This is a genomic window from Salinisphaera sp. SPP-AMP-43 (assembly GCF_049568105.1).
Taxonomy (GTDB): domain Bacteria; phylum Pseudomonadota; class Gammaproteobacteria; order Nevskiales; family Salinisphaeraceae; genus Salinisphaera.
On record NZ_CP145335.1, the window covers coordinates 3,917,950 to 3,931,268 of the forward strand.

12 protein-coding genes are annotated in these 13,319 nt (G+C 62.2%); 6 read left to right on the plus strand and 6 right to left on the minus strand.

What is annotated here, in order from left to right:
• Window positions 1–68: 68 nt before the first annotated feature.
• Both cytX and V5738_RS16950 read right to left on the minus strand, forming a co-directional pair.
• Window positions 69–1,241, minus strand: a complete 1,173-nt coding sequence (cytX, locus tag V5738_RS16945; RefSeq protein WP_423821988.1) for a putative hydroxymethylpyrimidine transporter CytX — start codon at window positions 1,239–1,241, stop codon at window positions 69–71.
• Window positions 1,242–1,491: 250 nt separating this feature from the next.
• Window positions 1,492–2,082, minus strand: coding sequence for a helix-turn-helix domain-containing protein (locus V5738_RS16950; RefSeq protein WP_423821989.1), 591 nt, complete (start codon window positions 2,080–2,082; stop codon window positions 1,492–1,494).
• A gap of 73 nt (window positions 2,083–2,155) precedes the next feature.
• Here V5738_RS16950 and V5738_RS16955 point away from each other — a divergent pair, with 73 nt between their 5' ends.
• The 3 genes from V5738_RS16955 (at window position 2,156) to V5738_RS16965 (ending at window position 5,064) form a co-directional block, all read left to right on the plus strand.
• Complete coding sequence (locus V5738_RS16955; RefSeq protein ID WP_423821990.1) at window positions 2,156–3,058, plus strand: EamA family transporter; 903 nt, start codon at window positions 2,156–2,158, stop codon at window positions 3,056–3,058.
• Window positions 3,059–3,161: 103 nt separating this feature from the next.
• Complete coding sequence (locus V5738_RS16960; RefSeq protein ID WP_423821991.1) at window positions 3,162–4,511, plus strand: arylsulfotransferase family protein; 1,350 nt, start codon at window positions 3,162–3,164, stop codon at window positions 4,509–4,511.
• A complete protein-coding gene (locus tag V5738_RS16965) occupies window positions 4,501–5,064 on the plus strand; it encodes a cysteine hydrolase family protein (RefSeq protein ID WP_423821992.1) in 564 nt (187 codons plus the stop codon). Before V5738_RS16960 ends, V5738_RS16965 begins: the two co-directional genes overlap by 11 nt.
• Window positions 5,065–5,068: 4 nt before the next feature.
• Here V5738_RS16965 and V5738_RS16970 read toward each other — a convergent pair whose 3' ends face one another.
• Window positions 5,069–5,542, minus strand: coding sequence for an N-acetyltransferase family protein (locus V5738_RS16970; protein WP_423824201.1), 474 nt, complete (start codon window positions 5,540–5,542; stop codon window positions 5,069–5,071).
• A gap of 256 nt (window positions 5,543–5,798) precedes the next feature.
• On the opposite strand from V5738_RS16970, the gene V5738_RS16975 reads away from it, so the two are divergent.
• Both V5738_RS16975 and V5738_RS16980 read left to right on the plus strand, forming a co-directional pair.
• Window positions 5,799–6,416, plus strand: coding sequence for a carbonic anhydrase (locus tag V5738_RS16975; RefSeq protein WP_423821993.1), 618 nt, complete (start codon window positions 5,799–5,801; stop codon window positions 6,414–6,416).
• Window positions 6,417–6,491: 75 nt separating this feature from the next.
• On the plus strand, window positions 6,492–8,078 hold the full coding sequence (locus V5738_RS16980) for a SulP family inorganic anion transporter (protein WP_423821994.1): 1,587 nt from the start codon (window positions 6,492–6,494) through the stop codon (window positions 8,076–8,078).
• A gap of 149 nt (window positions 8,079–8,227) precedes the next feature.
• Here V5738_RS16980 and V5738_RS16985 read toward each other — a convergent pair whose 3' ends face one another.
• Window positions 8,228–9,649: an amidase gene (locus V5738_RS16985; protein ID WP_423821995.1), complete on the minus strand. Its 1,422-nt coding sequence runs from the start codon at window positions 9,647–9,649 to the stop codon at window positions 8,228–8,230.
• 131 nt (window positions 9,650–9,780) lie between these two features.
• Between V5738_RS16985 and V5738_RS16990 the strand changes: the two genes are divergently transcribed.
• Window positions 9,781–10,803, plus strand: coding sequence for a M23 family metallopeptidase (locus tag V5738_RS16990; RefSeq protein WP_423821996.1), 1,023 nt, complete (start codon window positions 9,781–9,783; stop codon window positions 10,801–10,803).
• Between the two features lie 34 nt (window positions 10,804–10,837).
• Here the strand turns inward: V5738_RS16990 and V5738_RS16995 are convergent, their stop codons facing one another.
• Window positions 10,838–11,794, minus strand: coding sequence for an oxygenase MpaB family protein (locus V5738_RS16995; RefSeq protein ID WP_423821997.1), 957 nt, complete (start codon window positions 11,792–11,794; stop codon window positions 10,838–10,840).
• 89 nt (window positions 11,795–11,883) lie between these two features.
• Window positions 11,884–12,801: a SphA family protein gene (locus tag V5738_RS17000; protein ID WP_423821998.1), complete on the minus strand. Its 918-nt coding sequence runs from the start codon at window positions 12,799–12,801 to the stop codon at window positions 11,884–11,886.
• Window positions 12,802–13,319 lie beyond the last annotated feature (518 nt).

Consider the following 13,319-nt stretch of genomic DNA (forward strand, 5'->3'; position numbering starts at 1 on the left):
CAAAGACTATGGCGCCCAGGGGCCGGCGGCAATCGGCAACAACACGCAGGGCCAAGCCTGCCTACGCATCAGTCACGCGCAGCCGGGCGTGCGATACAGATCAGGGTATAAAGCACAGCCGTGAGCATGAACGCCGGCAGGGTGGCCCCGATCGGCGTCCCTACGGCAGCAAATCCGTAATAAGCCGCCACACCAATGCCCCATACCGCGAGCGCCGGAATAGCTACGAATCGCGAACGAACCGCCGAACGACGAAGCACGAAATAGCGCGTCAAAACTACCGCATACAACGGCGAGAACAGCGCACCGATGGCATACAAAAAACCTTCATAGGCGCCGATCGGCACCCACAGGGCCAAGACGGTCCCTAGCAACGCCACCCCCACGGCCAACCCACGAATCGGCCCGGCCAGACCCATATGCCGGGCGCTCACACCGGCCGAATAGACATCCAGAAACGTGGTGGTCACTGTCGACAGCACGACCACCACCAACGCCCCAGCGACGGCCGGTGCACCGGCGACCAACGCGCCCAAATTCAGGCCGCCGAAATGCACGGCCATCCATAGACCGATGGCATACATCCAGGCGCTACCCAAAGCATAACCGGCCCAGGTGAACACACTCGCGACGCCAGGCCGGTGGGCGTGCCGGTTGTAGTCGGCAATCAAGGGCAGCCACGACAGCGGCATCACGATGACCAGCTCCAGGCCCGTCCCGAAACGCATGGGCGTCGTAGCGCCGGTCGATGCTGGCTCCGGCGCGTAGAACAAACGAAAAAATACTGCGAACAGCAGCCCCATCAACAAGGCTACGGCCACTGTATTCAGGTGGCCGATACCGGCTCGGGCGAACATAGCCCAGCCGGCGACCAAGCCGGCGAGCAATACAACCCAGATCGCGGCTGGCCCGCTGGCCAAGCCGGCTGCCTGGTCGGCGCCGGTAGCCAACATGACGGCCGTCCAGCCGATCAGCTGCAGGACATTCAGCCCGGCAAACAGGCGCCGCCCGAGCGGGCCGAAAGCGGCCTCGGTGGTGCCCATCGCACTCTGGCCTTCGCGGGTTCCGATCAGCCCCCCGAGCACCAACAGCGTGGTGCCGATCACATGCCCCAGAACGATCGCAATCAGTCCCTGGGTCAGCCCGAGAGGCGCGAGCAGCGTTCCGGCCAGGATTTCGGACAACGACACCGCAGCGCCAAACCATAAAAAGAAAAACGGCAGATCGCGGCGCAAATACATAGCGCCCCCTTATTGAAGAATCATTCTTGAACATGTGGTTACGAGCTGCGCCGTCGCGCCGATAGCCTCGAGCCGAACCGGCAAGCCACCCATCGATTGGCCGGACCGGGGGCCGTTACAAACCCATCGCACCGACCCAGTCGCCACGGGATTATGGACCTCGCTTGCGGCCATTGAGGCCCAGTGTCGCACCCGGATGATTTCAATGGCCCCGGCCGTGACGCACCGGCGCCGACAAGATGTCACCGGGTCAGTACACTACGTTGCGAATGAAACGCAGCGGTTCCTCGGTCTGGTTGGCGTAGCGATGCGGTCGGTCGCTGGCGAACACTTTGAAGTCACCGGCCTCGATTTCGAATCGGGCCTCACCGACCACTAGGTTCAAGCGACCGACGATCACCACGATCATATTCGTCCAGCCGGCCGGATCGGCATCCGAGGCATAGACTTCCCCCGGGGCGAGCGACCACGACCACAGCTCGACTTCTTCGTGAGCCGCCTTGCTGGCCAGAAGCCGAGCTTCGCTGCCGGGTGAAACCCCAGCCCAGGCCACTTCGTCGATCCGCGCTGCATCTTCGGTCTCGGGCGGCGCCACGAGGGTATAAAACGGTACACCGAGCACCGCAGCCAGGCGATCTAGCGTATTGAGGCTGACATTGACGTCGCCTTTTTCGATGCTGATCAGCATCCGACGGCTGACCTCGGCGGCCTCGGCCAGCGCGCTCTGACTATAGCCGGCCGCGGATCGCAGACGGCGCACGTTGGCCGCGACATGCACCAGTACATCGGGGCGCTGACCTGAGCTGTGCAATATATTGCTCATAGCGGTGTTATCAGCCATCATGCGTGCCCGGTCGCCCCGGTTAGAACGGTCCGGCACCCAGCCGGCAGCTCGACATTGTCCGCGAAACGTCATGTTGTTCAATCATCGTGCCATTATCGCCCGGCTCTGGCCCGTGGCTTTATTATTGATCGCCATGGCCGCGATCCAGAGTGGTGCATCTCTGGCCAAGACCCTATTTCCAGTCGCCGGTGCGGCCGGCACGACGTCGATACGCCTGATTTTGGCATCGCTAATGCTGCTGATGGTGTTCAAGCCGTGGCAGCGCCATATTTCGGCCGATGCCTGGTACTCGATCGCGATCTACGGGGTCGCGCTGGGCGTGATGAATTTCTTGTTCTATCAGGCCCTGCACCGCATTCCACTCGGTATTGCCGTGGCTTTCGAATTTTCTGGGCCGCTGACCGTGGCCGTAATCGCCTCGCGTCGGGCGCTAGATCTGGCCTGGGTCGGCCTAGCGATTGCCGGGCTCGCGATCCTGCTCTGGCCCGGTTCGGATACCACCGGCGCTGTGAATCTGGCGGGCGCAGCCTGTGCGCTCGGCGCCGGCGCCTGCTGGGCGCTGTATATCCTGTTCGGACAAAAAGCCGGCGCGGTGCACGGCATGCACAGCGCGGTGCTCGGGGTGACCATCGCCGCGGTCGTCGTCGCCCCGACCGGTATCTGGGAAGCCGGTGCGACCCTGATCGAGCCGCGGGTCCTGGCCATGGGCGCCGGCGTGGCGATCTTGTCCACAGCCCTGCCCTACACCCTGGAAATGATCGCCCTGCCGAGATTGCCCACGGCCACCTTCGGCACGTTGATGAGCCTCGAGCCGGCCTTCGGCGCCCTGTCGGGGCTGGTGTTTCTGGGCCAGCAGCTCGGCAGCTGGCAGTGGCTTGCCATCGGCGCTGTCATGACGGCTTCGATCGGTACGACGCTCACGCCAGGTACGGCCCAGGGGCCCGCCGACGAAGAGCCGCCGCGACCGGACTGAAGTACACGACACACGGTCGTCAACCGCGCGCCCGCTCTTGCTAGACTCAAAACTCGGATCTTCGCGTTATCGGTAGCGATGACGCATCAGCCAGCGGGTCTTCATGAAACCGAGTCATATCGCGAACACGCTTTTTGTCCTGGCGGTACTGTTTCTGGTGTTCACCGCGGGTATCGCGGTCAGCCTCACCCAGGTTTGGCCGTATCCGATCTTCCACGATGCTTATCGGGCGGCCAAGGCCGAATGGGCCCAGTCGAAAACCGCCGTCAGCCCGCTGGTAACCGATCTGTGGCGGCGTGCACGGACCAACGAACGCGGTGTCACGGTCCGTGATGCCGGTCGTATGCAGCCTGGCTATACGTTGTTCACCTCGGGCGATGCGAATGTCGCCCGCCTGATCGATAGCCAGGGCCGCGTGCTCCACGAGTGGCAGCTGCCGTATTCAAAGGTCTGGACCTCCGAGGCGGCTGTCGCCAACCCTCAGGACGACGATCTCATCTATATGCGGCGGGCCCAGCTGCTGCCCAACGGCCACCTGCTGGCGATCTATATCTCCGGCAATGACACGCCCTGGGGCTATGGCATGGTCGAACTCGATGCCGACTCGAACATCGTCTGGCGCTATCTCGGCCATGTCCACCACGATCTCGATCGTACCGACGACGGGCGTATCGTCACCCTGACCCACGACTTCACCCAGCAGCCACTGGCCGGCTACGGTTTCGTACCCACGCCGTTCCTGGAAGATTTTCTGGTGACGCTGTCGCCCGACGGCAAACAGCTGTCGCGGATCTCGCTCACCCGGCTGTTAGCGGCCTCGCCCTATGGCCTGGCTTTTCGGCGCGGCGAACCCTGGTTCGCGGATTTCGATCCGCTGCATGTGAACACCGTCGACTGGTTAGGCCCGAAAGACATCGCAGCGCTGGGATTCGGCAAACCTGGCGATGTTCTGGTCATGATGCGCCAAATCAATCTGATGGTGCTGGTCGATCCCGAGGCCAAGCGCATCGTCTGGGGCATGCGCGGTAACTGGCTGGATCCGCACGATCCACAGGTCTTGCCCAATGGCCATATCCTGATGTTCGACAACCTCGGCAATATGAAACCGCACAACGCCTCGCGGGTCATCGAGTTCGACCCACACGACGATCGCATCGCCTGGTCCTACGACGGCAGCCCGGGCAAGCCGCTCGACAGCCCGATTCGCTCGACCGTGCAGCGGCTGGCCAACGGCAATACCTTGATCACCGAGTCCGATGGTGGTCGCCTGGTCGAAGTCACGCCGGATAAAAAACTCGTCTGGGAGTACGTCAGCCCGATCCGGGCCGGCGACAACAACGAGTTCATCCCAGTGCTTTCGGGCGGCTTTCGCATCGACCCGGCCACGCTGGATCCAGCGTTTCGGCAACGACTGGCCAGCCAAGCAAAGCAACGACAGACCGATGGCGACTGACACCCATGCATTGCTGCTGATCGATTTCCAAACGGCCTTCGACGATCCAGGGCACGGGCCGCGCAACAACCCCGATGCCGAAACCAACGCACGGTCGCTGCTCGAAGCCTGGCGCCGGGCTGGCCGGACGGTGATCCATATTCAGCATAGTTCTACCGAACCCGACTCGCCCTTACGACCAGAGCATCCCGGGCATGCGTTCAAGGCCGGCTTCGAGCCGGCGGCTGAAGAACTGCGGCTGATCAAGACCGTCAATAGCGCGTTTATCGGCACGGAGCTAAGCGCCGAACTGAATCGGCTCGGACATCACCGCCTGCTCATCGCCGGCTTGACCACCGATCATTGTGTCTCGACCACCACCCGTATGGCCGCCAACCTGGGTTTTCAGGTCACGCTGGTCGCCGACGCCTGTGCCACCTTCGATCGCCCCGATCCCAGCGCGCCCCATACGACGATCGATGCCGAAACGGTGCACCAGGTCAATCTGGCCAGCCTTGAGGGTGAGTTCTGCCGGCTCACCACGGCCCGGGCACAGCTCACCCAGCCCGGCTGATCCGTCAGCGGCCGGCCTTGGCGAATGCCGCCAGCGCCTCGCCGTCCAGCCGATAGCCGACCCATTCGCTCTGCGGCTTGGCCCCGATCGATTCATAGAAAGCGATCGCCGGGGCATTCCAGTCGAGCACGTTCCATTCGAAACGGCCATAGCCTTGGGCCACCGCGATGCCTGCGAGATAGCGCAGCAACGCGGTGGCATGTCCGCAGCCGCGAGCTGTGGGCGTGATATAGAGATCCTCGAGAAAAATGCCGTGGCGGCCCAGCCAGGTCGAGAAGTTTAGGAAATAGACCGCGAAACCTACCGGCTCGCCGTCGAGCTCGGCGATCAACGCATACACATTCGCCCCGGCACCGAACAGGCGCTCGCGGATATCGTCGACCGTGGCCACGACTTCGTGTTCGGCTTTTTCATAGATCGCCAGCTCGGTAATGAAAGCCAGGATACAGTCGGCATCGTCGCGCTCGGCGCGGCGCATCGTTAATTCAGACACAGCATCGGTAAGAACCCATTGAAGCCGGCCATTATCCAGAACCGGCTCGCGCCACGCGAGCGCTATGGCCTCGAAATTGCTTGTACAAAAGTCGCAGATGCATTCGTATTTTTTTGAACCTACGGCATTTTTTTCTGTCGACAATTGTGGCGCACGATGCTCGAGCGAGAAGCTCATCGGGCATTTTGGCCAAGGGGAAGGGAGCGGGGATTCCAATCCATACTTTAAAAGGAACTGCATCATGAACTTCCATGAGCGTTTGCTGCTCGAAAATCAGGCCTGGGCCTACGAGATGCAAAACCGCGATCCAGATTACTTCTCGCGGCTGGGCTCGGGCCAGTCGCCCGAGGCATTCTGGATCGGCTGCTCGGACAGTCGCGTGCCCGCCGAGCATATGACCAATGCCTCGCCGGGCGATCTGTTTGTGCACCGTAATGTCGCCAACGTCGCGGCCATTGATGATCCGACATTCATGAGTGCGCTGGAGTATTCAGTTTCGGCTTTGGGCGTACGATATATCGTTGTATGCGGACACGAGAACTGTGGTGGCATCGGGGCTGCCTGCTCTGGTCATCCCACAGGCCTGGAACAGGTCGACAATCATCTGGCCCCGGTCGTGGCCCACCATGACAGCCTAGCCGACGAGTTCGCGTCTATCGACGATGCCACCGCGCGGGTCAATGCCATGGTGCGACACCATGTGATCGCCCAGGTCGAACGCCTGGCTGCCATCCCGTTGATTCGTCAGATGACGAACCCTCCGACGCTACTGGGTCTGGTCTATACCCACGACAGCGGCGTCCTGGAGACGGTCTGCGAGTATCCACAGGCTACACAGGCCGAGGCTGCGGCCGCCTAGCTCCAATACCCCACGCTTACTGGTTCAATATTTCTGGCGTGCTCACTGGGCGCGCCTCAATACGGTTTTCTTTTCATGTCTGAAACGTCATCGCAAATCGATACACGATATCTGGGGCGGGACATCCGCTCCGGGATTGTCGTGTTCTTCGTCGCGATCCCGCTGTGTCTGGGTATTGCCATCGCCTCCGGCGCCCCTCCGCTATCCGGTCTCATCGCCGGCATGGTGGGTGGTCTGGTCGTATCCTGGGCCAGCGGCTCGCAACTGTCGGTCTCTGGGCCGGCCGCCGGACTGACTGCCATCGTGCTCGGGGTGATCGACCAATACGGCTACGGTGGTCTGCTGTTCGCGACCGTACTGGCCGGGCTGATCCAAATCGGACTGGGCTTTGCCCGTATGGGCATCATCGGCGCCTTCGTACCTTCGGGTGTTATCAAAGGCATGCTGGCCGGTATCGGTTTGATTCTGATCGGCACCCAAGTTCCGCTGGCTCTTGGCCACGGTGCCGAGACCGAAGCTGGCCTGACCAGCCCGGGCGCGCTGATCAGCGGCATTTCGCCTCTGGCGATCGCGATCACGGTCGTTTGTCTGGCGATTTTGGTGTTTTTCGAAACCCCACTGGCCAAGCGCTATCCGAAGCTCGCGATCGTGCCACCGCCGCTAATCGCGGTGATTGTCGGTGTCGCGATGAGCATGGGCGCCCACTGGATGGGCTCGGGGCTGGCGCTATCGGCCCAGCAGCATGTCAGCTTGCCTGGGCTGGATGGCCCGGCCTCGCTGTTGGCTTCGCTGCAGACGCCGGACTTCAGCCACTGGTTGAGCCCCGGGATCTATCTGTCGGCGCTGACTATCGCCTTGGTGGCCAGCCTCGAGACGCTGCTCAGCGTCGAAGCCGTGGATGAAATAGATCCGCTGGGCCGCAAGTCGTCCACCCATCGGGAACTCGGGGCCCAGGGCATCGGCAACATGCTCAGCGGCCTGATCGGCGGGCTGCCGATGACCGCAGTGATCGTACGCAGCTCGGCCAACGTACAGGCCGGCGGCCGAACCCGCCTGGCCAGCTTCGTACACGGCGTGCTGTTGGTAGCTTCGGTGGCCTTTGTCGCCTTCGCCCTCGAAGCGATTCCGCTGGCTGCACTGGCGGCCATTCTGTTGTTCACGGGGTACAAGCTGGCACGCCCGGCGATCATCAGCGCGCAGTGGCGGGCCGGTTTCCAGCGTTTTGCGCCGTTCGCGGTCACGATCGTAGCCATCTTGGCCACCGATCTGCTGATCGGGGTGCTGACGGGCATGGTCGTCGCGCTGTATTTCCTGATCCGTGCACATTACCGGAGCGCTATGTCCATGACCCATCAGGGACAACATGCGCTATTGCGGTTCAATAGCGAGGTTTCGTTCTTGAGCCGGGACGCCCTGCGGCATCATCTGTCCCGGGTACCGGAGAATGGGCATCTCGTGATCGATGCCTCGACGACCCGCTTTATCGATCCGGATATTCGCGAGGATATCGATCGCTTTGTCAGCGGTGCCCCCGAGCGCGGGATTACCGTTGAACTGCGCGGGCTCGACCGTCATACCGCGACGTATACCGAGGCCAACGCCCGGCGTGCGGCGACCCCGGCCACTTCGGAGGATTGGCAAGCCCAGGCCGGACCGGCCTAAAAAAAACCGCCCAAGCCTGCCGACTCGGTCGGCGGGCTTGGGCGGTTCTCAATATCTTGTTATAGCGGCTCGGACACTGTCGCGCCGAGCCCCGCAACCGGAGCGCTCGAAAGCCTTTGCATACGGCATTCGAACCAGCCGGGCCGCGATCAGCTGTACTGGGCCGGATTCGGCACCGTCGGCAGACGCGCCGGATGCGCATCCATATAAGCATTGGCTGCGCGCAGCACCCGAATATCGTCGAACTTGCCGCCGGCGAGTTGAAAGCCGACCGGCAACCCAGCATCAGTGAAACCGCAGGGAATCGAGGCTGCCGGTTGCTGGCTGAGGTTGAACGGATAGGAGAACGAAGCCCACTCCTCCCAATCGGTCATATCGCTGTCCGGGGGCACTTCGTGATTGACCTCGAACGGCGAAATCGGCACCGAGGGCGTCATCAGCAGATGATAGTCCTGGTTGAAGTGCTCGAGTTGCTGGGTGAGCTTGGCCCGGTGATCCATAGCCTGGAACAGAGCCAGCGCGCTCCAGTGTTCGGCCTTCTTGGCGTTGCGAACCAGCCCCGGGTCGAGCAGCTTGCGGGTCTTTTCATCACACTGATTCCAGACCTCCAGCGAGGCCGTGAACCAGAGCCGCCGGAAGGTATCGACCGGCGACTCGAAGCCCGGATGAATCTCGACGATCTCGGCGCCGAGATCTTCGAGTTTCTCGGCAGCTTCCTTGACCCGGGCAGCGATCTGCGGATCGACCTTGGCATAGCCCAGATCGCTGGAATAGGCGATCCGCAGGCCGCGCAGATCGCAATCCAGATCCACGCCCCAGTCCTCTGGCTGGCCGCGCTGGGCATAGGGGTCACGGAAATCGTAACGGCCGATGACATTGAGCATGCGCGCGGCATCGCGCGGATGCCGGGTCAACGGGCCGATATGGCTGAGCGTCGGCATCTTGGCCGGCGGCCATTGCGGGGTCCAGCCGAAGGTTGGCTTGATACCGAATACCCCGGTAAACGCGGCCGGAATCCGGATCGAGCCCCCGGAATCACCGCCTTGGTGCAGCACGCCCATGTTCAGGGCAGCTGCAACGGCTGCGCCGCCGGAAGAACCGCCTGGCGTCAGGCGGGTATCCCAAGGGTTGCAGGTCGCACCGAACACCCGATTATCGGTGACAGCTTTCCAGCCGAACTCGGGCGTATTGGTTTTGCCCAGCAGAATCGCGCCAGCCTCGCGCAGTTTTTGCGCCGGCGGCGCGTCGTGCTCGCACAGATCGTCCGAGGTGGTGGCCGAACCATCGCGGGCCGGCATACCGGCCACTTCGGTCAGATCCTTCATCGATACCGGCACGCCGTCGATCGGCGACAACGGCGCACCCTGGCCCCAGCGACGGGCCGATTGGGTCGCAGCTTTTTCGGCGCCCTCGCGATCGACGTATACATAAGCGTTGACATCGTCATTGAAACGATCGATACGATCCAATGCAGCGCGGGTCGCTTCCAAGGGCGAGGCATCGCCCGAGGCATACAGTTCGGCCAATTGGCCGGCGTCCATCAGACCCAGATCGGTACCGTGATCGCTCATAGCAGACAACATCTTCGTAAACGAATGATCGGCTCGATACTAAAGATCCCCGCAAAGCCCCGACATCCGTACTGGTACTCAACATCGAGCCCCTGCCAAGCGGGGGCTGACAAAGGCCGGAGACATTGGCCATGACGAGCTCGGCCCCGGCATCTAACCCGCGATCGCGTTCGCACCGCCGCCGGACCGTGTTACTGGCCTTGTTGTTGGCCAGTTTGGTCGTACTGCTCGTCGTACGTGCCGATTTACGCCACCCGGCCACGCGTATCGTCGGCCAGGTGGTGCATGGCACGCTTTTCGATCTGGCCGGCCTGTCGCCGCGCCGCGTCTATGCCTGGCGGCTCTGGATCGCGGGACTCTACGATGCGCCGCTCGGACGACGCTGGCGCCAAGCGCCGGAACGGGCCGTGCCCGACAGCTTCGAGCACCGGATCCAGGCCCGGCTGGATTTCGCAGCCGATCGCATCGACGCGCGGGTATTCACAACCACACTCGCCCACGGCAATGCTCTGTCGTGGCGGCTGGATCGCCGCGAAACCCCGGAGGCTGGCTGTTTGTATGCCACGCTGGAACGACGTACCGATAACGGATGGGCGCATGTGGCCAGCCTGGCAACTGATGGCCAGCCGCATCGCTATGTGGTCGAGACCGATGGCCGCTTTCGGGTGGTTCTGCAGCCCGAACTGGCGGCTCCGGTTCGGGGCGGCATTGCCCTGGCACGCGGCGGTTCGCTGCCGTTTCCCGTCGTCGACGGCCACGGCTACGATATTGGCGGCGGTTTTGGCGTGGCTCGGGATGGCGGCGCCCGCCAACACAAGGGCGTGGATATCTTCGCCGATCGCGGCACGCCGGTACGCGCCGTGGCCGAGGGGCGCGTGACCACCGGCAACGGCGGGCTCGGCGGCCACTATATCTTCCTGTCGTCCGGCTTCACCAGACCGCGTTTCTATTACGCCCATCTTGATCATTTCGCAGTCGATAACGGTGCGCACGTTGCCCAGGGGGATGTGATCGGTTACGTCGGCAACTCTGGCAACGCCCAGGGCGGCCCAACCCATCTGCATTTCGGCATTTATACCGGCGGCGGCGCTATCGACCCGGCCCCGTTCATTCAGGCGAGGCCGAGCCTACCCGAGAGGCCAAATCGAGGCTGAGTGCCCCGGCCGGTCGATCGAACGCAGACCGGTATTATTCGAAAACCAAGGCCTCGGGCCCGGCCCCACAACGGCGCGCCGAGCGCAGCGCCACCCCTTCGCTCATCGACGCACGAATCAACGGCGCGACGCGGTGCAGGGCCGTGGCCGATGCCCGATCGATCAGCCGTTGCCGACGGCTGCGCTGCATATGCGAACGAGCCCACTCCGGCAACAGCGCCGCACCGGCGCCCAGAAAAGTACGCCGCGACAGTCCGGCCATCGGCACCGGCAAATCCATTGCTTCGAGCACCGCCAAGGTAGCGCGTGAGCGCTCATCAAAACGCAGCTCGGGCTGAATAGCCGCGAAGTAGTCGTCCATCTCGGCCCGGGAGGCCGGTACATCGCGGGCGCCCAGGCGCTCGGCGATACAGCGGGTTTCGTCGAAATAACGATCCTCAACGTCGCGTGCCAGATCCGGCCGCCGATAACGCTTGTAGCCTTCCAGAAACATGGCCATCTCGGTGCAATGCACCCAGGTCAGCAATTCGGGCTCGCGGGCGTCGTAGGGCTCGCCTTCTAGGGTCGTGCCAACGACTTTCTGATGCATGCGATCGACGATGCCGATCAGGCGTTCGGCATCGGCCGTCGGCGCATAGGAGGTCGCGGCCACGAATGTGGTGGTGTTACGCAGCCGTCCGATCGGATCCTGGCGGAAACGAGAATGATCCCAGACCCCGGCCAAGGCGCGGGGATGCAGGGTCTGCAGCATGAGCGCTGCGATGCCGCCGGCCATCATGCCCGGGAAATCGGCATGGATCTTCCAAGTCACCGAATCCGGGCCGAACAGGCCAAGATCGCCGACCGGCTCGTCGTAGTGGATACCGAACTTGTCGCGGGTGGCCACCGTGTCGATGATCCACCCGCGTACGCGTTCGTGAACGGGTTTGAGCAGTTGCGTGAACGCCGCGCTATGGGAGGTCGCCACAAGTCGCCTCGACGCCGAAAGCATGATGTCGAGTATAACGCTAGCGCCCACCCAATGGATGCATCGGCAGGCAGCGCGACTCAAGGCCACGCCAACGTGCTTGATCCCCTGTCTTACTCACCGGCAACACGTCGGAAACTGCCCCAGAGCGGCAATGCCGCCTGCAGCCAGACTGTGTTCGAGGCCGCTCGATTCTCGACTGCCAGATCGTGCTGCCACTTCAAGGCAAAGCCGCCGAACTCGGTGTAATAGATCACCTGTGGACCGATACCGAATGCCTGGGCCCGGTTGCCATCGGGTTCCACGGTTTCGCCATTGACCTCGTCGTCGGTGAACTGTTTCAGAAAATAGCCGCCGAGCCCGAATCCGAGATGCTGGGCGAACGAATCCTCGGAACGATGCACGAACGGCCGATAATTGATGCCATAGTCGACGTCGACCGAGTTGCCCGACTGATAGTCGGTCGCGCTGTTTTTGGTGTTGAACTCGCCATACACCACGCCGTTGAGCGCCAGTTTATCGGTCACGTGGTACGTGACGTTGATGCTCGGATCGAACGACCAATAATTCTTGCCAGGATTGACCAGATCATCTTCGTCGTAACGCCCCGTGGGCGCATAGGTATCTAGGCCAAAGTACAGGAACAGTTTTTTATCCTGGCTGTGATACGACAGATAGTTCTGAATATCGAGATCGCCTAGGTTAGTGGCGTCATCCGACTCGACCCCGACGTCCAGATGGTTGTAAGCGACCTGTAGGACACCGCCCAGGGTGTAATGAAACGGACCAATCGGCTTGTCGAACGTATACAGAAAACGCATGGCATCAACGACGCCGGAATTGGAAAACCCGGGTATGGACTCGTCCCCCGAATTTCCGGCCCGGGTATGGCTCCAGTGGCCGGCGGTATAGTTGCGAAACTCCAACGTGCCCGGCAACGGCATATAACCATCGCCGAGAGTATTCACCCCGACCGGATAGTGCGTAGTGCCATCCTCTGTGGCCAAGGCCGGGCAGACGAAGGCCGACAAGACAAGGGCTGCTGCACATGCCGGCGCCATCTTCAAACAACGCGATATCGAGGCCCTGTATTCGGACCCGCGCTTTCCTGGCCCCTCAATCGGGCCCCGCTCCTGATCAGTCATCGCTCCTCTCCCTTGTTATTTAGTTTCGATACAGACAGTGCTCGGCAGCCTTAACACCTCATTGGCTCGCGTTTTCATACCGGTTCTACGGTCGCTATAGCGCCGGATAAGAATGGCTTGCGCACGATGGGCGATTGTTTTCCGACAACACTTGTTCGCTATACGACCTATTGGCCGCCAAACGAACACCCTATCGAAGCTTGAATCATGCGCAATGCACCGTTCGTAGTAGGCGCGCGCCTGAAAACGCAGGAACCACCATTGCGATCGTGGAGGCCGGTTAGCGGCCGGCCCCCATCGCGGGCCACGTCATGAGGCCCAGCACCAGCATGGGCAGAACAGGGGAGATCACAGCCTCATCCGCATGTCGCGAACAGGGCCGGCAGCGATCCAAACCAAGGCTG